The sequence below is a fragment of the Amycolatopsis ruanii genome (genome assembly GCF_003385175.1).
In the GTDB taxonomy this organism is placed as follows: domain Bacteria; phylum Actinomycetota; class Actinomycetes; order Mycobacteriales; family Pseudonocardiaceae; genus Amycolatopsis_E; species Amycolatopsis_E thermalba.
Window position 1 is genome coordinate 1 of sequence record NZ_PQHY01000044.1, and the last position, 22,950, is coordinate 22,950.

General features: G+C 73.8%; 24 protein-coding genes and 1 riboswitch. Of the genes, 12 read left to right on the forward strand and 12 right to left on the reverse strand.

What is annotated here, in order from left to right; all coding sequences use genetic code 11:
* Window positions 1-364 precede the first annotated feature (364 nt).
* Window positions 365-961 carry a dihydroxyacetone kinase subunit DhaL gene (dhaL, locus tag D0D28_RS22135; RefSeq protein ID WP_094008501.1) on the reverse strand — a complete coding sequence of 199 codons (597 nt, stop codon included), beginning with the start codon at window positions 959-961 and terminating at the stop codon, window positions 365-367.
* 11 nt (window positions 962-972) lie between these two features.
* Window positions 973-1,971, reverse strand: coding sequence for a dihydroxyacetone kinase subunit DhaK (locus D0D28_RS22140; RefSeq protein ID WP_116111969.1), 999 nt, complete (start codon window positions 1,969-1,971; stop codon window positions 973-975).
* 107 nt (window positions 1,972-2,078) lie between these two features.
* Between D0D28_RS22140 and D0D28_RS22145 the strand changes: the two genes are divergently transcribed.
* Window positions 2,079-2,822, forward strand: coding sequence for an IclR family transcriptional regulator (locus D0D28_RS22145; RefSeq protein ID WP_094008492.1), 744 nt, complete (start codon window positions 2,079-2,081; stop codon window positions 2,820-2,822).
* 28 nt (window positions 2,823-2,850) lie between these two features.
* Window positions 2,851-3,021 carry a hypothetical protein gene (locus tag D0D28_RS36250; protein WP_167481535.1) on the forward strand — a complete coding sequence of 57 codons (171 nt, stop codon included), beginning with the start codon at window positions 2,851-2,853 and terminating at the stop codon, window positions 3,019-3,021.
* A 17-nt stretch (window positions 3,022-3,038) separates the two neighbouring features.
* Here D0D28_RS36250 and D0D28_RS22150 read toward each other — a convergent pair whose 3' ends face one another.
* From D0D28_RS22150 to D0D28_RS22165, 4 genes are all read right to left on the reverse strand, one after another.
* On the reverse strand, window positions 3,039-3,908 hold the full coding sequence (locus tag D0D28_RS22150; protein ID WP_116111971.1) for an alpha/beta hydrolase family protein: 870 nt from the start codon (window positions 3,906-3,908) through the stop codon (window positions 3,039-3,041).
* Between the two features lie 82 nt (window positions 3,909-3,990).
* On the reverse strand, window positions 3,991-6,477 hold the full coding sequence (locus D0D28_RS22155; RefSeq protein ID WP_116111973.1) for a helix-turn-helix domain-containing protein: 2,487 nt from the start codon (window positions 6,475-6,477) through the stop codon (window positions 3,991-3,993).
* Window positions 6,478-6,849: 372 nt separating this feature from the next.
* Window positions 6,850-7,689 (reverse strand): SAM-dependent methyltransferase, encoded by an 840-nt coding sequence (locus tag D0D28_RS22160; RefSeq protein WP_116111975.1) that lies wholly within the window; start codon window positions 7,687-7,689, stop codon window positions 6,850-6,852.
* 70 nt (window positions 7,690-7,759) lie between these two features.
* Window positions 7,760-8,140 carry an STAS domain-containing protein gene (locus tag D0D28_RS22165; protein ID WP_116111977.1) on the reverse strand — a complete coding sequence of 127 codons (381 nt, stop codon included), beginning with the start codon at window positions 8,138-8,140 and terminating at the stop codon, window positions 7,760-7,762.
* A 185-nt stretch (window positions 8,141-8,325) separates the two neighbouring features.
* On the opposite strand from D0D28_RS22165, the gene D0D28_RS22170 reads away from it, so the two are divergent.
* A complete protein-coding gene (locus D0D28_RS22170) occupies window positions 8,326-9,471 on the forward strand; it encodes a M20 family metallopeptidase (RefSeq protein WP_240323304.1) in 1,146 nt (381 codons plus the stop codon).
* An 18-nt stretch (window positions 9,472-9,489) separates the two neighbouring features.
* Here the strand turns inward: D0D28_RS22170 and D0D28_RS22175 are convergent, their stop codons facing one another.
* Window positions 9,490-10,068 (reverse strand): hypothetical protein, encoded by a 579-nt coding sequence (locus tag D0D28_RS22175; RefSeq protein ID WP_240323305.1) that lies wholly within the window; start codon window positions 10,066-10,068, stop codon window positions 9,490-9,492.
* 37 nt (window positions 10,069-10,105) lie between these two features.
* Here D0D28_RS22175 and D0D28_RS36930 point away from each other — a divergent pair, with 37 nt between their 5' ends.
* Window positions 10,106-10,270, forward strand: a complete 165-nt coding sequence (locus D0D28_RS36930; protein ID WP_240323306.1) for a DUF4291 family protein — start codon at window positions 10,106-10,108, stop codon at window positions 10,268-10,270.
* A gap of 161 nt (window positions 10,271-10,431) precedes the next feature.
* Here D0D28_RS36930 and D0D28_RS22185 read toward each other — a convergent pair whose 3' ends face one another.
* Window positions 10,432-11,934 (reverse strand): FAD-dependent monooxygenase, encoded by a 1,503-nt coding sequence (locus tag D0D28_RS22185; RefSeq protein WP_116111981.1) that lies wholly within the window; start codon window positions 11,932-11,934, stop codon window positions 10,432-10,434.
* Window positions 11,935-12,006: 72 nt separating this feature from the next.
* Between D0D28_RS22185 and D0D28_RS22190 the strand changes: the two genes are divergently transcribed.
* Window positions 12,007-12,717: a TetR/AcrR family transcriptional regulator gene (locus tag D0D28_RS22190; RefSeq protein ID WP_116111983.1), complete on the forward strand. Its 711-nt coding sequence runs from the start codon at window positions 12,007-12,009 to the stop codon at window positions 12,715-12,717.
* A gap of 30 nt (window positions 12,718-12,747) precedes the next feature.
* Here D0D28_RS22190 and D0D28_RS22195 read toward each other — a convergent pair whose 3' ends face one another.
* A complete protein-coding gene (locus D0D28_RS22195) occupies window positions 12,748-13,125 on the reverse strand; it encodes an STAS domain-containing protein (RefSeq protein ID WP_116111986.1) in 378 nt (125 codons plus the stop codon).
* A 170-nt stretch (window positions 13,126-13,295) separates the two neighbouring features.
* Between D0D28_RS22195 and D0D28_RS22200 the strand changes: the two genes are divergently transcribed.
* The 7 genes from D0D28_RS22200 (at window position 13,296) to D0D28_RS22230 (ending at window position 19,890) form a co-directional block, all read left to right on the forward strand.
* The gene (locus D0D28_RS22200) at window positions 13,296-14,135 is read left to right on the forward strand and encodes an MEDS domain-containing protein (RefSeq protein WP_240323307.1); all 840 of its coding nucleotides are present in this window, start codon (window positions 13,296-13,298) and stop codon (window positions 14,133-14,135) included.
* Window positions 14,132-15,067: a sensor histidine kinase gene (locus D0D28_RS22205; RefSeq protein WP_116111990.1), complete on the forward strand. Its 936-nt coding sequence runs from the start codon at window positions 14,132-14,134 to the stop codon at window positions 15,065-15,067. Before D0D28_RS22200 ends, D0D28_RS22205 begins: the two co-directional genes overlap by 4 nt.
* Before the next feature lie 78 nt (window positions 15,068-15,145).
* Window positions 15,146-15,910 carry a maleylpyruvate isomerase family mycothiol-dependent enzyme gene (locus D0D28_RS22210; RefSeq protein ID WP_116112063.1) on the forward strand — a complete coding sequence of 255 codons (765 nt, stop codon included), beginning with the start codon at window positions 15,146-15,148 and terminating at the stop codon, window positions 15,908-15,910.
* 86 nt (window positions 15,911-15,996) lie between these two features.
* Window positions 15,997-16,872, forward strand: a complete 876-nt coding sequence (locus D0D28_RS22215) for an AAA family ATPase (protein ID WP_094008481.1) — start codon at window positions 15,997-15,999, stop codon at window positions 16,870-16,872.
* Window positions 16,869-18,257, forward strand: coding sequence for a vWA domain-containing protein (locus D0D28_RS22220; protein ID WP_116111993.1), 1,389 nt, complete (start codon window positions 16,869-16,871; stop codon window positions 18,255-18,257). Before D0D28_RS22215 ends, D0D28_RS22220 begins: the two co-directional genes overlap by 4 nt.
* Before the next feature lie 174 nt (window positions 18,258-18,431).
* Window positions 18,432-19,286, forward strand: coding sequence for a hypothetical protein (locus D0D28_RS22225; RefSeq protein WP_240323308.1), 855 nt, complete (start codon window positions 18,432-18,434; stop codon window positions 19,284-19,286).
* Between the two features lie 370 nt (window positions 19,287-19,656).
* Window positions 19,657-19,890, forward strand: coding sequence for a hypothetical protein (locus D0D28_RS22230; protein ID WP_027935461.1), 234 nt, complete (start codon window positions 19,657-19,659; stop codon window positions 19,888-19,890).
* Here the strand turns inward: D0D28_RS22230 and D0D28_RS22235 are convergent.
* From D0D28_RS22235 to D0D28_RS22245, 3 genes are all read right to left on the reverse strand, one after another.
* Window positions 19,887-20,915: a FecCD family ABC transporter permease gene (locus tag D0D28_RS22235; protein ID WP_116111997.1), complete on the reverse strand. Its 1,029-nt coding sequence runs from the start codon at window positions 20,913-20,915 to the stop codon at window positions 19,887-19,889. The genes D0D28_RS22230 and D0D28_RS22235 overlap by 4 nt on opposite strands.
* Window positions 20,912-21,907, reverse strand: a complete 996-nt coding sequence (locus D0D28_RS22240; RefSeq protein ID WP_116111999.1) for an ABC transporter substrate-binding protein — start codon at window positions 21,905-21,907, stop codon at window positions 20,912-20,914. Before D0D28_RS22240 ends, D0D28_RS22235 begins: the two co-directional genes overlap by 4 nt.
* 49 nt (window positions 21,908-21,956) lie before the next feature.
* Window positions 21,957-22,137: riboswitch (cobalamin riboswitch) on the reverse strand.
* Entirely contained in the window at window positions 22,132-22,905 is a 774-nt protein-coding gene (locus D0D28_RS22245) for a sulfite exporter TauE/SafE family protein (protein WP_094008476.1), read from the reverse strand. It overlaps the preceding riboswitch by 6 nt.
* Between the last annotated feature and the right edge of the window lie 45 nt (window positions 22,906-22,950).

Below are 22,950 nucleotides of genomic sequence, written 5' to 3' on the forward strand. Positions count from 1 at the left end.
TTCAGTGTTCGGTTGCCGAGAAGTCGCGTCAAGGCGGGAAAGCGTGCCTTGACCCGACTGCTCGGCAACCGATGTGGGCTGGGGATCGGGTGCGGGAGGGGGAGTGGTTCGGGGGGTTGTTGCTTTGCGTTGCCGGGTGGCGGTTTGCCGGTGCGGCGGGCGGCTTGACGAGGTGCGGCGTTGTGTTGCCGGGCGGTGATTTGCCGGTGCGGCGGGCAGCTCGGCGAGGCGCGGCGTTGTGTTGCCGGGCAATGATCGCCAGCCAGCGATTCCCCACACGGCCTGGCCGGGCTCGCGGCATCGCAGGCAGCGGGACTGTGGCGGAGTGGTGCGGCCGCACCCCATGTGGCCGCACCACCCCGGGCTATTCGGTGGCGGCTTCGAAGAACCAGGCGACCGTCAGCGCGCCGGGATCCGTCACGCCGCGCGCGTGTTCCCCGACGTAGCTGGCCCGGCCGCGCTTCGCCAGCAGTTGCTCCGTCGAGCGGGCTCCCGCGTCCGCCGCGGCGGCCGCTTCCTTCAGCGCGGTTTCCACGTCGGCGTTGCGCTCCGCCGCCGCCGCCAGCGCCTGCGCCGCCGGCACCATCGCGTCCACCATCGTCTTGTGGCCCACCTCGGCTCCGCCCAGGCGGCGCACCGTCGCCTCCGCCTCGCCGGCCGCGGCCGCCAGGCTCCGCGGCGTCACCTCGTCGCCCAGGCCCTTGGCGAACTCCCGGAACCACATGCCGAACAAGGGACCGCTGGTGCCACCGGTGTTGAGGAACGCGTCCGACACCGCGGTGAACACCGCACCGGGCGTTCGCGGGTCGTCGGCGGCCAGGTTCGCCCGCACCTTCCCCAGGGCCGACCGGAGGTTGGTGCCGTAGTCGCCGTCACCGGCGCGGCGGTCCAGCTCCGTCAGCTCGGCGCCGCGCTCGTCGATGACGGCAGCGAACCGCTCGATCCACGCACGAGTGTCCACAATGGTCTCCTTCACCAGGTCAGGGCCGCGGTGCGGACGGGCGCGTCCCACAGGGCCAGCAGTTCGTCGTCGGCGCGCAGCAGCGTGATCGAGCAGCCCCGCATGTCCAGCGCGGTCACGTACGACCCGACCAGCGCACGGCCGATCCGCACACCCAAGCCGTCCAGGAACCCACCCAGCTCGCGGTGCACCACCGACAACTCCAGACCGTGCGTCGCGCCCAGGCCGTTGACGATCGCGATCACCTCGTCGCCCCGGTCCAGGCCCAGCGCGGCCACCAGCGGCTTGGTCAGATCGGCCACCAGTTCCCGCACCGGCGCGTACGGGCGCCGCCCCACACCGTGCTCGCCGTGGATGCCGACCCCGAACTCGATCTCGCCGTCCGGCAGGTCGAACGACGGCCGGTCCTGACCCGGCTGCGTGCACGCCGCCAGCGCCAGCGCCATCGTGCGCGCCGACGACACGATCCGCTCCCCCAGCGCGGCCAGCTCGTCCAGCGACGCGCCGTTCTCCGCCGCCGCGCCGCAGATCTTCTCCACCGCCACGACCGCCGCCGTGCCGCGACGGCCGGGCGCGCCGTCCTCCTGGCCGTCGGTGGCGAGGTCGTCGTCGACGAGGACGGTCCGCGTCTCGATGCCGTCGTCGGCGGCCAGCTCGGCGGCGATGCGGAAGTTCAGCACGTCACCGGTGTAGTTCTTGACGATCAGCAGCACCCCGCGGCCCCGGTCCGCGGCGGCGATGGCCGCGCGGATCTGGAACGCCGTCGGGCTGGCGAACACCGCGCCCGGCACGGCGGCGTCCAGCATGCCGGCGCCGACGAAACCGGTGTGCAGCGGCTCGTGCCCGGAGCCGCCGCCGGAGACCAGCGCGACCTTGTCCGCTTGCCGCGCGCGGACCACGTACGCCGGGTCCTCGTGGTAGCGGACCAGGTCCGGATGCGCCCGCTGGAGCCCCTCCAGCGCCTCCCGCACGAAATCGTCCGGATCGTTCACGAGCTGGCGAACCGCCATGCCACCCCTCCGTCATCGTCGACCATCATTCGACATTGTCGAATCGCGTACGAAGATAGAACGGCGGGCGGCTGTTGTAAAGTGCTGGCGGGCAGGAGGGTGCACCGATGATCCAGTCCGTCGACCGGGCGGTCCGCGTGCTCGCCGTGCTGCAGGCGGAACGGCGGCTGAGCCTGTCCGAGATCGCGGCCCGGCTGGGGCTGGCGCCGTCCACGGTGCACGGCATCATCAAAACGTTGCAGGCCCACGGCCTGGTGCTGCAGGACCGCGGCTCGGCCCGCTACCGGCTCGGGCCCGCCGTGCTCAAGCTCGGCAACGTCTACCTGGACACCCTCGAACTGCGGTCCCGCTCGCTGACCTGGGCGGCCGAGCTGGCGCGCACGACCGGGTTCGCGGTGCGGACCGGGGTGCTGCTGCCGGGCGAGGTGATGATCGTGCACCACGAGCCGCGCCCGGACGGCTCCCGCCAGATGCCGGAGGTCGGGATCGTCATCCCGGCGCACGCGAGCGCGCTCGGCAAGGCGATGCTGGCCTGGTCCCCGGACCTCGCGCCGGAACCGCTGCGCAGCATGACCCGGGACACCGTCACCGACCCGGCGGAGCTGGCCGCGCACCTGGCCCAGGTGCGCGGCGAGGCGCTGGCGACCGAGGTGGAGGAGGCGGTGATCGGCGAGTGCTGCGTGGCCGCGCCGATCTTCGACGCCGCCCACGACATCGCCGGGGCGATCGGCGTGGTGGTGCCGATGACCGACTGGCCGGCCGGCCCCGCGGTGCCGAGCGCGGTGCGGGAGGCGGCGCGGGCGATCTCCCGCGAGCTGGGCGCGCCGTCCTGGCCGCCGGCGCAGGCATGATCACGCGCCGGCCGGGTACCCGGCCGGCATGACGACCTCACCGTTCGAACCCGACCCGTACCTGGGCGAAGAGCGCATCGCCGCCGCGGACCCCGGTCCCGGAGCGCCGGAACCGGCACCGGGCTTCGGCCCCCGCGGCGGCAACGCGGAGGACGAGCACCGCGGCGAAACGGCGGACCAGGAGCGCGAAGACTCCTGATCCGCCGCCCCGGAGCATCAGTACGGGCAGGTCGACCGGTACTCCTCGATCGCCAGACCGCTCGGGTTCGGGCAGAGGAACTGGTCGTAGCGGGTGTCGTTGTCGATGAACCGCTTGAACCACGAGATCATGTATTTGGCCATCGTGGTGTTGGACGTGTTCGGGAAGAAGTGCGACGCGTTGTTCAGCTCCATGTACGCCTTGTCCAGGCTGCTGGGCAGCGACGTGTAGAACGGCTCGGAGTGCGAGGAGACCGGCGCGACCGAGTCCGACTCGCCGCCGATGATGAACGTCGGCACCTGCACGCTGGAGAAGTTCTTCCGCAGGTTCCACGGCGCGAGCGGCACGGCCGCCTGCAGCGCGGGCCGTTCGTCGGCGGCCTCCAGGGTGCCGCCACCGCCCATCGAGTGCCCGGCGACGCCGAGGCGGCTGCTGTCGATGCGGCCGCGCACCGAGCTGCGCTGCGTCAGGTAGTCCAGCGCCGCGAGCAGCTGGTCACCCCGGCTGGACGGCTGGTCGTAGCGGGTGATCGTGTCGATGGTGAACACGACGAACCCCTGCGAGGCCAGGCGCGGCCCGATCCAGGCGATGCTGGACTGGTCGGCGGTGTAGCCGGGCGAGATCGCGACCGCGCCGAAGGTGCCCTGACTGGTGTCGGCCGGGTAGTAGATGGTGCCGCCGCCGAAGCCGCTGACGGCCAGCGACGAAACCGTGGTCTGCGAGACGGCGAACGGGCCGCGGCTGGCCTCGATGCTCGACTCGGTCGGGTCGGGGCCGCGCTCGTACGGGTTGTCGGCGGCCTGGGCTGTGGCCGTCGCAGCGGCGGTGCCCGCGACCAGGGCCAGCGCCGTGACCAGCCGGGAGAGGTGTCTTGGTGAACGTCGCACTGTTCGAACTCCCTTTCCGTGAGAGGGGAACCAGGCGAGCGTGGCAAAAGCCCGCAACCACGCGCATCGGTGAAATCGCCAGTCACCGGTAGCGGGCGGCCAGCTCGACGCGGGACCGGATGCCCAGCCGCGCGAAGATGTTGCGCAGGTGGTGGTCGACCGTGCGGTGGCTGATGACCAGCTGGGCCGCGATCTCCCGGTTCGTCGCGCCCTCGGCGACCAGCCGCGCGATCTGCATCTGCTGCGGCGTCAGCCCGCCCGGCTTGGCGCACCCGGGCACCGACTCCCCCGCCGCCCGCAGCTCGGCCGTGGTGCGCTCGGCCCAGCGCGCCGCGTCGTAGCGCTGGAAGATCTTCAGCGCGTCCCGCAGCAGCTCGCGCGCGGCGCGGGCCTTGCGGTTGCGGCGCAGCCGGTGCGCGTAGAACAGCTCGGTCTTGGCCAGCTCCAGCGCGGTCTGGCTGGCGCGGTGCAGCTCGATCGCGGTCTCGAAGTGCTCGTCGGCGTCCGGCTCGCCGAGCAGCGCGCGGCAGCGGTGCGACAGCGCCATCCGCACGTCGCAGCCGGTGCTGCGGGCCCAGTCCTCGTACGGGGCCAGGGCCTTGGCGGCCTTGACGTGCTGCCCGCAGCGTGCCGCGGCCTCGACGAAGTGCGGGGTCGCCATCGCCCGGATGCCCGGGTGCACCCGCCCGGTGCCGGCCGCCATCAGCCGGAACCGGTCCAGCGCGTCCTCCGGCCGGTCCTCGGCGAGGTCGACGCACGCCGACGCCCACGTGCTCAGCGCGCCGGGCCGGCCGAGGCCGCGGGTGCCGACCTCGTGCGCGGCCGCGTCCAGCCTGGCCTGCGCGGTGTCCCGGTCGCCGCGCAGGGACGCCTCCAGGGCGAGGATCGTCAGGTGGTCGACCGCCGAGTTCGGCTGGCCGATGGTGCGGGCCATGCGCAGCCCCTCCAGCGCGCTGGACAGCGCCGCCGAGTGCCGGTCGAGCAGCAGCTCGGACACCGCCACGTACACCAGGGCCCACGGGACGACGGCCGTCGTGCCGCGGCTGCCGGCCGCGGTCACCGCGCCGACGGCCAGTTCGTGGGCGCGGGCGGCGTCGCCGAGCGTGTAGGCGGCCTGGCTCGCCCAGATCTTCGCCACCGGCTCGTCGAGCACCCCGCCGAGCCCGACGACCCGCGGCCGGGGCGCGGCCGCGCGGTCGTGCCGCCCGCGGAAGGCGTCGCTCATGCCGGCGAAGTGGTCCAGGATCAGCCGGGTGCGCGGGGAGTCGTCGGGGCGGCGCAGCTGCTGCGCCCGGTCGGCGATCGCGTAGTACCGCACGTAATCCCCCGCCACGCAGCTCGCCTCGCCGGCGAGCATCAGCGCGGTGAGCGCGTGGTCGCGCTGGGACCCGGCGAGCTGGTTCGCCGCGACGAGCAGCGTCTGGCTGGCGACCGCCGGCATGCCCTCGCGCATTTCCAGGCTGCCCTGCAGCAGGTCGGCGACGCCGCGCAGGGACGTGTCCCGCGCCAGCGGGCGGGCCTGCCGCAGCAGCGCCCGCGCCCGCCGGGGCCGCCCGGCCAGCCAGAACTCCGACGCCGACTCCAGCAGCTCACCGGCCAGCTTCGGATCCGCGCTCCCGGCGAGCGCGGCCCGGTGCCAGGTGCAGCGCAGCCGGTGCCGCCGCGGGTCCAGGACGGACAGCAGCAGGGTGTGCGTGGCGCGCCGGTCGGCCAGCGGCGCATCCTCGCGGACCAGCGCCTGCAGCAGCGGGCTGGTGGCGAGGACGTGGTCGCCGTCCAGCCGCACGAACCCGGCTTCGCGGGCCTCCTCCAGCGCGCGCAAGTCCACTCCGGACCGTTCGGTGGCGCGCACCAGGGTGTCCACGTCGAGCCAGTCGCCGAGCGCGGCCATCAGGGCGATCTCCCGGGCGCCGGGGCCGAGCGCGGCGAGCCGGTCCCGCACCGCGCGGCGCAGTCGGCTCTGCGGCGGGATCCGCGACGCGGCGGCCAGCTCGGTGAGGGCGAGCGGGTTGCCGGAGGCCAGGTCGAGCAGGTCGGGGGCGGGTTCGGCGACGCCGTGGTCGGCGAGCACCTGGGCGCTGGCCTCCGCACCCAGCGGTTCGAGCCACAGCCCGGGCATCCCGTCGAGCGGCGACCCGGCCGCGAACAGCACGAGCACCCCGCTGCCGGACAGCCGCCGGGCCGCGAACGCCAGCGCGTCGCGCGATCCGGGGTCGAGCAGGTCGGCGTCGTCGACCAGGCACAACAGCGGCGCCGCGGCGGCCAGTGCCGCGTGGACGGCGCGGCCGAGCGCGAGCGGGTCCGCGGGGAGATCGGCCGGTTCCGGCAGCAGCTGGAGCAGGCCGCTGTGGCGGAGGTGCCGTTCGGCGGCCACGCCCCGGGCCGAGCGGATGGCGAACCCGTCGGCTTCGGCCCGCGCCGCCGCGAGCAGCGCGGTCCGGCCCGACCCCGGCTCACCGAGCACGACGAGACCGCCGCCGCGGCCGTCCCGGGCGTCGGCGAGCGCGCGGCGCAGGACGGTCAGCTCACGATCGCGACCACGCAGGACCACCTGGTCATCGGAGCCCATGCGGTCATCGTGCCCAGCCGCCCCGGGCGCCGGGAAGAGACGATGGTGGGAAACTCACCGGGCCGCCGGTTCTTGCGCCGGTGACACGCACGCGCGTGACAAATTCCTCCGGCTTGCGACCCACCGGGGCGAAGCGCAACAGCCGCGGGCGGCAACACCCGGGTGCGCCCGGCTCATCGATCCTTCCTCAGCAGGCTCCGGTCGCGAAAGCTGCACGCGACCGCGGCCGGGTCCACTACGGCTCGCGGTGCACCGACCGGTCCCAGTCGACAGCGCCGGCCCCGGGCCACATCCCGGCACGTCCGCGCCCCGCTCGCGCGCCTTCCGCACCGCGCGGACCGCTGGACGGGGACGCGGAAGACTCCGCGTCCCCTACGGCTTGCGACCCACCGCGCCGGCGATGCACCGCGCGGCCAGGCTCAACGGCGCCAGCCGCGGGCCGTCCGGCCACCACTCGTCGCAGACGGACAGGCCCGGCTCGGACAGCGCGTTCGGCTTGATCAGTTCCAGGCCGTCCAGCATCGCGAGGATCTCCGCGCGCGTGCGGAACCGGCCGGCGCCCATCGGGCCGTTGACGAGGATGTTCTCGATCCGCTTCGCCACCTCGGTCAGCTCCGGCACCTCGGGGTCGAAGAAGTGCGAGAACACGACGTAGGAGCCCGAGGGCAGCGCGTCGATGTAGGCGCGCATGATGGCGGCCGCGCCGTCGCCCTCGTAGTGGTGCATCGTGCCGACGTGCAGCAGCACGAGCGGCTCGCTGAAGTCGAGGTGCCGCCGGACCACCTCGTCGCCGAGGACCTCGGACGGCTGGAAGATGTCCGCCTCCGTCATGTGCACGAAGTCGTTCTCCACGAGCAGCGCGCGGCCGTGCGCGAGCACCACCGGGTCGTTGTCGACGTAGACGACCGTCGTCTCCGGGTTGGCGCGCTGCACGATCTGGTGCGTGTTCTCCGCCGTCGGCAGACCGGAACCGCAGTCGAGGTACTGGGTCAGCTCGGTCTGGCCGGCCAGGAAACGGCAGGCGCGGTTGAGGAAGCCGCGGTTGCCGCGGGCGATGTCGACCGCCTCGGGGACCGCCTCGTTGATCTTGCGCATCACCGCGCGGTCGACCTCGTAGTGGTCCTTGCCGCCGAGGAAACCGTCGTAGACGCGGGCGATGCTGGGCCGGGTCGGGTCGACGCCGACGGGCACCTGGCTGGGCGAAGAAGCCATCACAACACCTTCTCGCGAGCGGGTGGGTGAGCACACAGTAGTGGTCCGCGTCCGCTAGGTGGAAGCGCCCTCACGCCGGCGACGTGGACGGGGCCAGCGCCTCGGACACGCTCGCGTACACCGGCAGCACCCGGTCCAGACCGGCGAGCTTCAGCGGCTGCAGCACGGTCCCGCTCGCCGCGACCACCCGCAGCGGCGTGTGGTTGCGGGTGCACCGATCGTCGGAGTTGACCAGCAGCGTCAGCCCGCACCAGCCGAAGAACCCGACCTCCTGCAGGTCGAGCACGACGGGCGCGGGCGGGGACGCGACGGTCACCGCGGTGTTGAGCTCGTCCTGGAGGTGCGCCAGCGAGCTGAAGTCCACCTCACCGGCGACGTGCACGACGACGGCCGCGCCGCGGGTCTCCCGGCGGATGGTGAGCAGACCGTCGGCGGAGGTGCTTCCGGACATGCCGTCGCCCTCCCCTCCGCACGAGGCCCGGTGCGGTTGTCCTACCACGCGACCTGGGGACTGTCCACCGATCTTCGGATCGCGCGGGTGCCGCTGCTGCCGGCGGTGCTCGCCCTCTTGCGGGACGCGGCGACCGGACTCAGGCTGAGGTCGGAAGATCACCTGAGGGAACTGGAGCGGATGCCGTGACCGAGGTCCGGGCGTTGCACGAGTGGGTGCGGGCACACCGCGCGGCGATGGTCGGCGACCTGGGCCGGTACGTCGGCCTGGAGACGCCGAGCACCGACCGGCCGCTGCTGGAGGGCGGCCTGTCCTGGCTGGACGGGTGGCTGCGGGCGCGGCTGGGCGAGCCGGCGTCGGTGCGGGTGACCGGGCGCGGCCAGTTCGGCGACGTCCGGGTGTACGACTACGCCGGGTCCGGTGTGGAGCCGGTGCTGGTGCTGTGCCACTACGACACGGTGTGGCCGCCGGGGACGCTGGCCGGGTGGCCGTTCACTGTGGACGGTGACCGGGCGACCGGTCCGGGGGTGTTCGACATGAAGGCCGGGCTGGTGCAGGTGGTGTGGGCGCTGCGGGCACTGGAGGCGGCGGGGTTGCCGCGGCCGCCGGTGCGGCTGGTGCTCAACGGCGACGAGGAGATCGGCAGCCCGGTGTCACGGCCGGTGATCGAGGCGGCCGCGGCCGGGGCGCAGGCGGCGCTGGTGTTCGAGGCGGCGGCCGACGGCGCGCTGAAGACGGCACGCAAGGGCGTGGGCATATATCGGATATCCGCCACGGGCGTGGAGGCGCACGCCGGGCTCGACCCGGGCAAGGGCGCGAGCGCGGTGGACGAGATCGCCCGGGTGGTGCTGGCGTTGCACGGTCTGACCGGCCTGGCGGCCGGGACGACGGTGAACGTCGGTGTGATCGGGGGCGGTTCGCGCGGGAACGTGATCGCGGGCGCGGCCTGGGGCGAGGTCGACGTGCGGGTGTCGAGCGCGGCGGAGGCGGCGCGGATCGAGGCCGCGCTGGCGGGGCTGACGGCGGCGGACCCACGCGCGACGGTGACCGTGGAGGGTGGCTGGAACCGGCCGGTGATGGAGCGGTCGGCCGGGATCGCGGCGTTGTTCGCGCGGGCGCGGGACCTGGCCGCGGAGATGGGGGTGACGCTGCGGGAGTGCGCGGTGGGCGGCGCCAGCGACGGCAATTTCGTGGCCGCCCTGGGCGTCCCGGTGCTCGACGGTTTCGGCGCCATCGGCGACGGGGCCCACGCGCGCCACGAGCACATCAGCGTGACCGGCATGCTGGAGCGAAGCGCCCTCGCCGCGGCGGTGCTCACGTCCCTGGCCTGAACCGCTCCGGCGGTTCGGTCACCGGGGCTCGCCGCCGTCCAGGAATGCCCGGCCTCGCGGGGAGAGGCGGTAGCCCACCTCCAGGCTCTCCGTCAGCCCCAGCTCCTTGAGGCGCCGGACGCGGCGCTTGAACACGTCCCGCGCCAGGCCGACCCGCGCTGCCAGGTCGACCGCCCGTACGGCCTCGTTCGCGGCGATCAGCCTCAGGAACGCGCCCGTCCACGGTACGTCCGCCACCCGGTCCATCCGCCACAGCGCGGCGCCGATCGCGGCCCGGTCGTCGTCGGTCAGATCGGCCGCCGCGCGGAGGGCCACGCGCGGGTCCGGGCCCGCCACGCGCAGCCCGATCCGGAACAGCCGCCCCGAGCCGCGGTCGGGCAGCTCCGCCGCGGACGGGTAGCCGGCGGCCCGGGCGTCCTCGTCGGTCACCGTGGTGACCTCGTCCACCGAGGTCACCTCGACCACCTCGGCCGCGGTGCGCATCCGCGAGCCGGGCCGCACGCGGGGCGCGTCCCACCTGCGGAAGGCCACCGTGACGCGGCCCTCCGCGAGTCCCTCGATCGCCGCGCGGTCGAAGAGCATGCCCCAGTCTCGCACGCAAGACCGCTTGCGCCGATGCCCGAAGATCACCCACATGAGCAACGAAATCCGCGCCCGGTACGACGACGACACGATCGTCGTGTACCAGGCCTACTCGCCGGAGATCGCCGATGGGCAGGTGCGGGTTCCTGTCCGGATGCCACTGCATTCGCACCGGGCTGGTGGCCGGTTGCGCCATCCAGATCGGTGTGGCGGGTGAGGCCGCGAGCCGCTACGTCGACGACAACCGAACGCCCTTACCCGGTGGACGCAGTACTCGCCTCCCGCATCGGCGTCGGCTAGCGGCCGCATCGGCATCGGTCTCTCTCAGGACCACCGTGCGCCCCCGGCGACGCGATCGCCGCCCGCCGAACCGGCCGGTCAGCGGGCCAGCACCCGCGCCACCGCCGACTCCAGCACCGCGTCCGCCTCCGGCACGGGCATCGGTGTGCGCCAGGCGACGAAACCGTCCGGGCGGACCAGCAGCGCCCCGCCGCCCGCGATGCCGACAGCCGAAAGCCACGCCGGGTCCGGCACCACCGCGGCACCCAGCGAAACTCCCAGGCGCGCGGCGGCCTTGTCCGTCGCCTCCGCCCAGTCCGGGGTGCCCGCGAACACCGTGAACCGGGAGCGCACCAGGTCCACACTGGACACCCCGGGCGACACCCACCGGTGCGGCAGGCGTGATCCCGGCGCGCCGTCCAGCGCCGCCGCCACATCCTCTGTGGACGGTGGCTCGGGCACCGCGTCGATCACCGCGGCCGAGTCGTAGCGGTAGCCCATCGTCACCATCGGCGCGTTCCACGCCCCTGCCGCCGCCCGCTCCGCCGCCGCGGCCGGATCCCAGTGCAGCCGCGGGTTCTCCCACCGCAGCACCGCCTGCCGGGTCACCAGCTCCGCCACCGCGTGCCGCTCGTCGTCGTAGGTGTCCAGCAGCCGGTCGCCGGCCTGTCCGGACAGCACCATCGCCAGTTTCCACGCCAGGTTGTGCGCGTCGGCCACGCCCGTGTTCAGCCCGAACGCCCCCAGCGGCGAGACGGCCCGCGCCGCGTCCCCCACCAGGAACGCCCGCCCGGCGCGGAACGCCTCCGCCATCCGCAGCGTCGGCCGCCACCACTTCGCCGCGATCACCGTCACCGGCACCTCCGCGCCCAGCGCGGTGCGGATCAGCTCCTCCGGCGTCCCGGGCGCGCCCGAGTGCAGCACCCACCGCCGCTCGCCGACGCTGAGCAGCATCCCCCGCACGTCCGGGTGCCGGATCTCCACCATCGTCGGCATCGTGCCGAAGAACCCGGTCAAATCGGCCTCGAACAGGATGTTCAGCACCGGCTCCCCCACCTCGCCGGGCCCCGTCGTGCCGATGCCCAGCGCCGGGCGCACGGCCGTGTTCACCCCGTCCGCGCCCACCAGGTACCGCGTCCGCAGGATCCGCCCGTCCGACAGCGTCACCGACACCCCGTCCGCGTCCTGCTCGACCCCGGTGACGGCCACACCGAACTCCACCGTCGCACCCCGCTCCCGCGCGGCGGGCAGCAGCGCGGCATCGAGCCGGTCCTGCGGGTAGTGCCCGCGGGGCGTCTCCGGCGAGACCTCCGACAGCGCCGGCAACGGGTGCCGCGGCGCGTCCGCCGGGTCGATCTCCGCCACCGTGCGCGCGTCCGCCTTCCACATCGCGGTCGACCGGACCGCGACGGCCTCGAGCGCCGGCCCCAGCCCGGCCTCGCGGAAGAACTCCAGCGTGCGCGGGCTGAGGCCGAGTGCCCGCGGGTGCTCCGACAGCCCCGCCCGCCGCTCCACCACGTGCGCACGCACCCCGTGGTGCCCCAGGAACACCGCGGCAGCCAGCCCGACCGAGCCGCCACCGGCGATCACCACATCCGACACGAGCCTTCTCCTCTCTTCCGGGAACAGCGTTCCCGATATGGGCACACTGTACCCGAGAAGTACGCTGTGCCCATGCCGCGCGCGAAGAACCCGCCGACGATGGTCTGGATGCGCGACCGGACCGCGAAGACGCGCCCGGTCGTCACCGAGGAGAAGATCGTCCGGACGGCCATCGCGATCGCCGACGCCGAAGGGCTGGACGCGCTGTCCATGCGGCGCCTCGCCGCGGAAATGGACTCCGGCACCACCTCGCTCTACCGGCACGTGGCGAGCAAGGACGAGCTGTTCGAGCTGATGGTCGACACGATCATCGGCGAGCAACCGCTCCCGGAACCCACCGACGACTGGCGCGCGGAGCTGGCCCAGCTCGCCCGCCGCCAGCGCGCCCTGCTGCTGCTGCACCCCTGGCTCGCCCAGCAGATCACCCGCCACCCGGCGCTCGGGCCGCACGTGATCGCGCACGCCGACCACCAGCTCGGCATCGTCTCCCGCGTGACCGGCGACCCGACGCTCGCGACGATGGTGGTGGACACGATCAACACCCACGTGCTGGGCGCGGTGTCCGCCGAGCTGGCCGAACTGGAGGCCCAGCGCCGCACCGGCATGACCGAGAACGAGTGGCGCGACTGGGTGGGCGCCTACGTCCGGCAGGTCATCGAGTCCGGCCGGTACCCGCACTTCACCCGGCGGGTGCTGGAGGCCGACGACACCGACCCCGCCACCCGCTTCGAGTTCGGGCTGGAATGCCTGCTCACCGGCATCGAGGCCGCCCTGCGCCGGTGAACGCTGCGCCGGTGAACGCGGGCGGCCGAGTCAGGCCGCGGCGAGCGCCTCCTCGACGCTGTCGTACACGTCGAGCACCTTGTCCAGCGCGGTGAGCGCGAAGATCCGGCCCAGCGAGCCCGGTGCGACGATCCGCAGCTCGACACCCGCGGTGAGCGCGGAGGCGATGGCCGCCAGCCCGGACGAACCGAGGAAGGCGACCCCGCTCAGGTCGACGACGACCACTCGCGGGCGGCGCGCGACGAGCCGCCGGAAGGCCGTCTCCAGCCGGTCCGCGGTGGCCAGGTCGAGTTCGCCCTCGACCGTCAGCACGGCGACGTCGCCGCCCGGCCACCGGGCCGAAACCCGCAGCGGTGTGGGCGTGGTGAGTCCGGCCGGTTCCTCCGGAACGCGCGGAACCCGAGACATGACGCGCTCGCCTACCCTTCGGCGACAGCCCTGCCCTTCGGCAACGCATGGTGCGGCTGCGCTCTGAACCGCGTCCAACCCAGCGTAGTCGACCCGCCGACGCCCGCACCACCGAACCCGGAGGCGACGACTTCTGTCCCGGGCGGCGCGGCGGAGTACTCTCCGGACCGATGAGACGGTCCGGAATCGTGGTGGACGCGCGCGGCCTCGGCTGCCACGACCACCTGTGCTGGGGCTACGAGGACCCGGCCGAGTTCCGGTCCCGGGTGCGCGAGTTCCTGGCCGAGGGCCTGGCCCTGGGGTACCGGGTCGGCTACGCCGGGACCGGGCCGGTGTCGCGCCTGGCCGAGGACCTCGACGGCATCGTCGACGGCGACGAGGCGCGGCGCCGCGGTGATCTGCGGGTGGTGTCGCTCGACGACCTCGGCGAGCTCGGCGACCCGCACGTGCGGCTGCGGCTCTACGCCCAGGCCACCGAGGCGGCGGTGGCCGACGGCTACCGCGGCCTGCGGGTGGCGGCCGATGTCACCGGGCTCCTGCGGCCACCCACCCGGCTGAATTCGCTGGCGCGGTTCGAGCACCTCACCGACGGATACTCCGCGCTGCACCCGTTCTCCGCGTTGTGCGGCTACGACCGCAGACAGCTGGACCGCCACACCCTGGCGCTGCTGTCCGCCCTGCACCCCAGCGCCAACGAGAACCGCGCGGGGTTCCGGCTGCACGCCTCGGCGCGCGGCGGCTGCTGCGCGAGCCTGGGCGGCGAACTCGACCTCGCGTCGGCCGAGGTGTTCCCCCGCGCGCTGCGGCACGCCGACCCCCGTCCCGTCCGCGGGCGGCTCGTGCTCGACGCCACGACCCTGGACTTCATCGACCACCGCAACCTGCTGACGCTGGCCGAACACGGCAGGCGGCACGCGGCCGAGGTCGTCCTGCGCGCCCCCCGCCCCGGGCCGGCGACCGTCGTGGCGGTCCTCGATCTCGCGGACCTCCGCGTGGAGGCGCCACGATGACCACCGGTTTCGTGCACGAGGCCCTCTTCTACGACTCCCCGGACGAGTACGTGGCCGGGCTGGTGCCGTTCCTGACCGAGGGCTTGGCGGCCGGACATCCGGTGGCGGCCGCCGTGCCGGAACCGAACCTGTCGCTGCTGCGCGACGCGCTCGGCGAGGACGCGAGCCGCGTGCACCTGCTCGACATGGGTGTGGCGGGCCGCAACCCGGGCCGGATCATCCCGCACGTGCTGCGGGACTTCGCCGACCGCCACCCCGACGCCGCCCGCGTGCGCATCATCGGCGAGCCCATCTGGGCGTGGCGCTCCGCGGTCGAGTACCCGGCGTGCGCCCAGCACGAGGCGTTGATCAACCCGGCGTTCGAGGGCCGGGACGTCACGATCGTGTGCCCGTACGACACGAACGCGCTCGACCCGGTCGCGATCGCGGACGCGCGCGTGACCCATCCGCTGGTGACCGAACGTGGCGTGCAGCGCGACAGCGACACCTACGCGTGGGAAGACCTCGTCGCCCGGTACAACGATGAGCTGAAACCGGCCGCGGACGCGGTGACGTTCCGCGTCGAGGTGCCGGACGAGCTGTCCACCGCGCGACGGACCTTCGCGGCGCACGCGCGGGAGCAGGGGCTGGACGAGGACCGCACCGAGGACCTCAAGCTGATCCTCACCGAACTGGCGACCAACAGCCTGCTGCACGCGGGCACTCCGTGCGAGCTGAGCCTGTGGCGCGAGGGCGGCGAACTGGTCTGCTCGGCCACCGACGGCGGGCGGCTGGCCGACCTGCTCGCCGGGCGGCGTCCGCCCCGGCGCGGCCAGCTGTCCGGGCGGGGCCTGCTGCTCGTCAACGACCTGGCCGATCTGGTCCGCACCCACCGCGCGCCGGACGGCACCACGATCCAGGTGCGGCTGCGGCTGGGCGAAAAGCCCTTGTGACAGAAGCAGGCCGGATGTCCACTTCGGAGCCGGTCCGGCTGCCGTGACGATCATCGAGCCGGTATGTTCGGCCGGGTCATGACGAAACCCGATCAACCGTTCCTCCTCGACACGCTGCGCGCCGAGATCCACGGGATCGGGGTCCTCGCCGCGCCGGCCGATCCGGACCTGCCCGTGCCCGCGTGTCCCGGGTGGACGGCCGGCACGCTGATCCGCCACCTGGGCGGCGTCGCGCACCGCGTCACCGATTGGGTGGACAGCCAGATCCTGCCGCTGGAGTGGGAACGCGAACCGCCGGCCGGGCAGGACGCGCTCGGCTGGTTCCGCGCCGCGGCCGACGGGCTGTTCCGCAGCCTCGCCAGCCGGCCGCCGAGCTTCCCGTGCCAGACCTGGTTCCCCGCCGACCGCACCTACGGGTTCTGGCGCCGCCGGATGGCGCACGAGTTCACCGTGCACCGGGTCGACCTGGAGCAGGCGCTCGGCCTGCCGCCGGTGGTCGATCCGGAGCTGGCCGCCGACGGGGTGGACGAGGTGCTGACCGTGTGGCTGGCGGAGGGCAACCGGCCCGCCCCCGAGGAGACGGTGTCCGTGGCCGCCGCGGGCGAGGTGTTCGAGGTGCGGTGCGCCGGTCGCGTGTGGACGGTGCGGATGCCGTCCGGGACCGGTGTTCCGGACGTGCGGCCGGACGCCGCGGACACCGCCGACGGGCGGGTGACCGGGGCGCCGGAGGACGTGTACCTGTGGCTGTGGGGGCGCGGGCCCGCCGATCCGCTCTCGGTGACCGGGGAGGTGGCCGGGTTGCGCGCGGCGCTGGCGGCCGTCACCCGGTACGCCGGCGAGTAGCGTGGTGAGATTGGGCACGACTCCCGCACCACCGCCCGCCGAGGGCCCAGAATGGGCAGGTTGCGCACCAACCTAGGGAGGGGCCGATGCAGGAGCCGTTGTTCGGCTCGGTTGACGAGGTCGTCGAGCGCCTGGCCGGGGCGGGCTACCTGGCCTCCACCGCCGTGGCCACCACCGTCTTCCTCGCCGACCGCCTCGGCAAGCCGCTGCTGGTCGAGGGCCCGGCCGGGGTGGGCAAGACCGAGCTGGCCCGCGCACTGGCGCAGGCCACGGGCAGCGAGCTGGTGCGGCTGCAGTGCTACGAGGGCATCGACGAGGCCCGCGCGCTGTACGAGTGGAACCACGCCAAGCAGCTGCTGCGCATCACCGCCGGCCGCGACGAGGGCTGGGAACAGGCCCGCGACGAGGTGTTCAGCGAGGAGTTCCTGCTCCCCCGCCCGCTGCTCAAGGCGATCCGCAACCCGGACCCGACGGTGCTGCTGATCGACGAGACGGACAAGGCCGACGTGGAGATGGAGGGCCTGCTGCTGGAGGTCCTCGGCGACTTCCAGGTGACCGTGCCGGAGCTGGGCACGATCACCGCGCGGCGCCGCCCGTTCGTGCTGCTCACCTCGAACGCGACGCGTGAGCTGTCGGAGGCGCTCAAGCGGCGCTGCCTGTTCCTGCACCTGGACTTCCCGTCGCCGGAGCTGGAACGCGACATCGTCACCCTCAAGGTCCCGGGCCTGGACGCGCGCCTGGCCGACTCGGTGGTGCGCGTGGTCGCCGCGCTGCGCACGATGGAGCTGCGCAAGGCGCCCTCGATCGCCGAGACCGTGGACTGGGCCCGCACGCTGCTCGCGCTGGGCGCCGACACGCTCGACGAGCAGGTGGTCGAGACCAGCCTCGGCGTCATCCTCAAGTACCAGAGCGACCACCGGAAGGCCGCGGCCGAGCTGCGGCTCGACTCGCTGCTGTCATGACCTCCCCGGCGCTGCCGCGACGGCTGGTCGAGTTCGTCGGCTCGCTGCGCGAGCACGGCATCCCGGTCGGCCCCGGCGAGACGGTCGACGCGGCCGCGGCCGTGGACGTGCTCGGGCTGACCGACCGCGAGCAGCTGCGGGCCGCGCTGGCCGCGACCGTGCTGCGCCGCTCCGGCCAGCGGGCCACCTTCGACGCGCTGTTCGACCTGTACTTCCCGGTCGCGGTCGGCGCCGCCGAGACGGCCGGGGACGCGCCACCGGACGCCGCCGACCTGCGGGAGGCCCTGGTCGCCGCGCTCGCCGAGGGCGACGAGGACCGCCTGCGCGCGGCGGTCGCGGCCGCGGTCGAGGCGTTCGGCCGCTACGGCTCGTTCGGCGAGGGCGGTTCCGGGGGCGGCGGGGCGACCGGGATGCGCGGGTGGTCGGCCTACCAGGCGCTGGACCGGGTCCGGCCGGACGCGCTGCTCAACCGGGTGCTCGCCGCGATCCGCACCGACGGCAGCGCGTTCGGCGACGCCGTGGCCCGCAGTGAGGCGCAGTCCCGCATCGCCACCTACCGGGAAGCCGTGCAGGCCGAAGCCCGCCGCCGCACCGCCGAGCTGCGCGGACGCGACCGGATCGCCCAGTACGCGGTGCCGCCGCAGACCGACCTGGTCAGCTTCACCAACGCCACCCGCGCCCAGCTGGCCGAGCTGCGCCGCACGATCCAGCCGCTGTCCCGCAAGCTCGCCACCCGGCTGGCGACCCGCCGTCGGCGCGCCCGGCGCGGGCAGATCGACCTGCGGCGCACGCTGCGCCGGTCGCTGGCCACCGGCGGGGTGCCGATGCGCCCGGCGATGCGCGACCGCCCTCCCGGACGGCCCGAACTGGTGCTGCTGTGCGACATGTCCGGCTCGGTGGCCGGGTTCGCGCAGTTCACGCTGCTGCTGGTGCAGGCGCTGTCCGACCAGTTCAGCAAGATCCGCACGTTCGCGTTCGTCGAGCTGACCGACGAGATCACCGGCCTGGTCACCGCGGGCGCGGCCGATCCGGAGGGGCTCGCGCGGCGCATCCTGACGCAGGCGAAGCTCACCCGCTGGGGCATGAGCAGCGACTACGGCGGGTCGCTGGCGAGCTTCGCCGACGGGTGGCCGGACGCGGTCGGCCCGCGCACGTCGGTGCTCATCCTCGGCGACGGCCGCACCAACGGCGGCGACCCCAACCTGGACGCGGTGCGCCGGATCGCCGACCGCGCCAAGCACGTCCACTGGCTCAACCCGGAAGCGCGATCCGCCTGGGGCACGGGCGATTCCGCCGCGCTGCAGTACGCCCGCGTGGTGCCGATGCACGAGTGCCGCAACCTGCGTCAGCTCACCCAGCTGGTGACCGAACTGCTGCCCGGGTGAGGGTAACGAAGACGTCTCGCGGGGAGTGATTTTCCCGCTGCGGCGTGTAAGTGGTCGAGACCAGGGCACCCCCTGGTCATGGCGGGCAGCAAGGTCGGCAGGCGGGCGTTCCTCACCGCGGCTCTGGCGGGCGCGGCGAGCGCGGCCTGCAGCAGTGGTGGAAATTTCTTTTCCGTGCCAACGCTTTCCGGGCCGCACAACCGGCTGGACGCCCCGGCCGCCGGGTTGCGCGGGTTCCCGGCGCAGGTCGCCACGCACAGCGTGGTCGACGACCACCTGCTGGTCGGCTACTGCGGCGCGCCGGGCAGCCCGGCGCTGGGCCGGATGACCGGTGACCTGCAGGCGGCTTCGGCGCAGCTGCGCGAGCTGATCGCCACGTACCCGAAGGACCGGCCGGTGGTCCCGGTGGTCGAGCTGATCGCCACCACGGTGAACCCGACACCCGGGCCGGACGGCATGTTCCGCAGCCGGGCGAACGACAGCACGATCCGGCGGTACCTGGACGCGGCGCGGGCGCTGGGCGGTCAGCTGCTGCTCGACATCCAGCCCGGCCGCGCGGACTTCCTGCCCGAGGTGAAGGCGTTCGAGCACTGGCTGGTCGAGCCGGACGTCGGTGTCGCGCTGGACCCGGAGTGGGCCGTGGAACCCGGTGTCGTGCCCGGTGAGGAGTTCGGCGTCACCACGGGCGAAGAGCTGGACGGGGTGGCCGCCTACCTCGCCTCGCTGGTGGCACGGCACCGGCTGCCGGAGAAGATCATGGTGTACCACCAGGTGGCGGTGTCGGTCGTGCGCGACATCGCCGGGCTGAAGCGGCACCACGGCGTCGCCGTGATCAACGTGGTGGACGGCATCGGCAGCCCCGAGGCGAAGAAGGCGACCTGGGACCTGGTGATGAAACGCCGCCCGCCGCACGTCAACACCGGGTTCAAGCTCTTCTACCAGGAGGACACCCGCAACGGGCAGGCGCTGATGACACCCGAGCAGGTGCTCGCGCTCAACCCGAAGCCGGTGTACGTGGTGTACGAATAGGGCCCCCGAGCGCGGGGCAGTTGGGAGTCCGCACTCGGGGGCCACTCGCCTGCCACAACGCTCCGAGGGGGAGTTCGAGCGCCGGGCAAGACGGCGGTGCCGGAGGTGTCGCGCCCACCCTCCGCGCGGGCCTTACCAGTGAATCGAGGCGAAAGCAGGGCGTGTTACTGGCGGGTCTTCAGCAATTTCCGGGGATCCACGAGATGTCGTCGAGTTCGGCGTGGCAGAGGGCCTGCCGGGTTTCCTGTGAGCTGGCTCGCATGCCCCACGACGCTAGCGATTGTTGAACGATCCGTCAACCCGGTTGCTCGATTGTTCAACGATCCCCTATTCTGTGGCGCACCACACCGTTCTCGGAAAGGTGCCAGCGATGACCGCGTCCACCCTCAGCCACCGCGACGTCGAGTTCCTGAAAGCGGTTGCCGACGGCCGCGTGGAACTGACCGCGAGCAGCGAGCCGCACGTGTACGTCGACGGTCTGTCCTGCTGCGACCAGTTCGGCGCGCGGCTGCTGATCCACGCCGGCCTGGTCCGCCGGGTCCCCGGCACGGGTGCCCGCATCCCCGCGAAGCTCACCGACGCCGGCCGCGACGCGATCCGCTAGCGGTTCGTCCTGAGTGGACGGCTGCGGTAGAGGACCGCGACGAACGCGGGCACGCCGATGATCGACGTGACCACGCCGACCGGCACCTCCCGCGGATCGAGCACCGTGCGGGCCAGCGTGTCCACCCACACCAGGAACACCGCCCCGGCCACGGCGGTCACCGGCAGCAGGCGGCCGTGGCCCGGGCCGACCAGCGCGCGTGCGGCGTGCGGCAGGACCAGCCCGACGAACCCGACCGCCCCGCAGGCGCTCACCAGCGCGGCGGTCAGCAACGCGGTGACGCACAGCAGCACGATCCGGGTCCGGGCCAGCGAAACGCCCAGCGCCGCGGCGAGGTCCTGGCCGTAGGCGAGCACGTCGAGCGTGCGGGCGTGACCGAAACACACGACCAGCGCGACGGCCAGCACACCGGCGCACACGCCGGCCTCGGACCAGGACGCGCTGCTGAACGACCCGAGCAGCCAGAACAGCACGCCCCGCGTGGTCTCCGCGTCCCCGGCCGTCAGCACGACGAACGAGGTCAGCGCGGAGAACAGCTGCATCGCGGCGACCCCGGACAGCACCACGCGTTCGGTCGTGCCACCCAGCGTCTGGCTGAGCAGCAGCACGAGCCCGAACGACAGCACCGCGCCGGCGAACGCGCCCGCGGACAGCGACACCACGCCCCCGCCGACGCCGAGCACCACCACCAGCACCGCGCCGGTCGACGCGCCCGAGGACACCCCGAGCACGAACGGGTCGGCCAGCGGGTTGCGCAGCAGCGACTGCATGACCGCGCCGCACACCGCCAGGCCCGCGCCGCACACGGCGGCGAGCAGGGCACGCGGGATCCGCAGGTGCCAGACGATGCCGTCGCGGACCGGGGTCAGCACCGGGTCGCCGAGACCGAGGTGGGCCAGCACGGTGGCGTAGACGTCGCCGACGCCGATCCCGGCCGGGCCGATCGTCACCGCGACGGCCAGCGACACCACGAGCAGCGCGAGTCCACCGGCGCACAGCGGCGCGGCGCGGGCGGTGCGCCTCACCCGGCCAGCCCGAACCCGCGCAGCGCCGCGGCGACCTGCTCGGTGCCGTCGACGGTGCGCAGCGTCGGGTTCATCGCCTGCCCGGACAGCAGCACGTAGCGTTTGTTCCGCACCGCGGCCAGGTCTCTCGTCACCGGGTGCGATTCCAGGAACGCGATCTTGGCCGCGGCGGACTCGGCGGTCTGCGAACGGCGGGTCAGGTCGCCGAGCACGATCACGTCCGGGTTCCGTTCGGCCACGGTCTCCCAGTTGATCTGGGGCCACTCGTCGCGGGTGTCGTCGAAGACGTTGTGCGCGCGCACGGTGGTCGCGATGATGCCGGGCGCGCCGCAGCAGCCGGCGAGGTAGGGGGCTTCGGAGTTGGCGAACCAGAACATCAGCCGCGCCTTCGACGCGTCGGTGCCCGCCGCGGCGCGCATCCGGTCCCGCAGGCTGCCGATCAGCTGTTCGCCGCGGTCCTCGACGCCGAAGATCCGCGCGAGGTCCCGGATCTCGGTGTAGACCGCGTCCATGGTCAGCGTCTCGGTGCGGGCGCCGTCGCCGCCGGCGCTGGTGTCCTTGGCGCACTCGGTGGGCGACACATAGGCGGGCACGCCGAGCTGCTCGAACTGCTCACGGGTGGCGACCCCGCCCTTGGCGAGGGTGGCGCCGAACGAGGCGGCGACGAAGTCCGGTTCGGCGGCCAGCACGCTTTCGAACGACGGGTAGTTCTCGGCCAGCCGGGGCACTTTCGCGTTGGCGGCGGCCAGGTGCGGCAGGACGGGGTCGGTCCAGGTCGCGGTGCCGGCCATGCGGTCGGCGAGGCCGAGGGACAGCATGATTTCCGCCGCGCCCTGGTTGAGCGCGACGGCCCGCTGCGGTGGTTGCGACACGCGGACCTGGTGCCCGCAGTTGTCGATCACCACGGCGGCGGTGGCCCCGGAGGTGGCGCTCGCGCACCCGGTCAGCACGAGCACGGCGGCGAGCAGCGGAACGGTGATCGATCGGCGCACAGCGGCCCCTTGCGTCGAGGGCTCATGCGCGGAGCCCGGTCCGGCGGTCTCCCCTGGCGGGGTGCCAGCAGGTCTTCGGACTCGGGGTCGTCCGGGCGGAACGCCTTCCCGGACCGCGTGGTCCAGTGGCCGTTGTCCCGCCCGTCGCCGCTCACCGCTGCGCGTCAGTTCCGGATTCGCACCGGATTCCCTGGCCCTTGGCGGGCACGACTGGCGCGCCCACGCTACCAGGCCTGCCAGGCCAGGGTCACGGCCAGGCCGATGCCCGCGAGGGCGATCGCGACGCGCAGCGGGGCCGGCGGCAGCCGCCGCACCACCGCCGGGCCCACGAAGGAACCGGCGATCAGGCCGACGCACAGGGCCGCCGCCGCGGGCCAGAGCACCGGGCCGGTGAACGCGAACACCAGGGCGGCCACCAGGTTCGCCGCGCCGGTCACGATGTTCTTCGCCGCGTTCGTGCGCGCCAGCGGCTGGGTCCACGCCGCGGACAGCAGGGCCAGCATGATCACGCCGGCCGCGGCGCCGAAGTACCCGCCGTAGATCGCGACCAGGAACGCGCCCGTCGCGGTGCCCGCGGTGAGCCCGCCGTCGCCGCGGCCGGCGCGCTCGGCCAGCCGCGGGGAGAACAGCAGCAGCACCGACGCGCCGCCGATGAGGAACGGGACGATGTAGGCGAACGTGCCCTCGGGCGTGAGCAGCAGCAGGGCGCTGCCCGCCGCGCCGCCGACCGCGGTGATCGCGCACAGCCGCAGCAACCGCGTCCGCTGGCCCCGCAGCTCGGGCCGGGAACCGGCCGCGGACCCGACCGTGTTGCCCATCAGCGCCACGGTGTTGGTCACGTTCGCGGCGACCGGCGGCATCCCGATCGCCAGCAGCGCCGGGTACGACACCAGCGACGCGAGCCCGGCGATCGACCCGGTCAGGCCCGCGCCGACCCCGGCCACCACGAGGAAAACCAGCTGCCACGGGCCGAGGGTGAGGATCGGGTCAGCGGGCACGTCGGGTCAATTTACCGCAGCGGCAACCGGTTTCCCGCCGCGCGA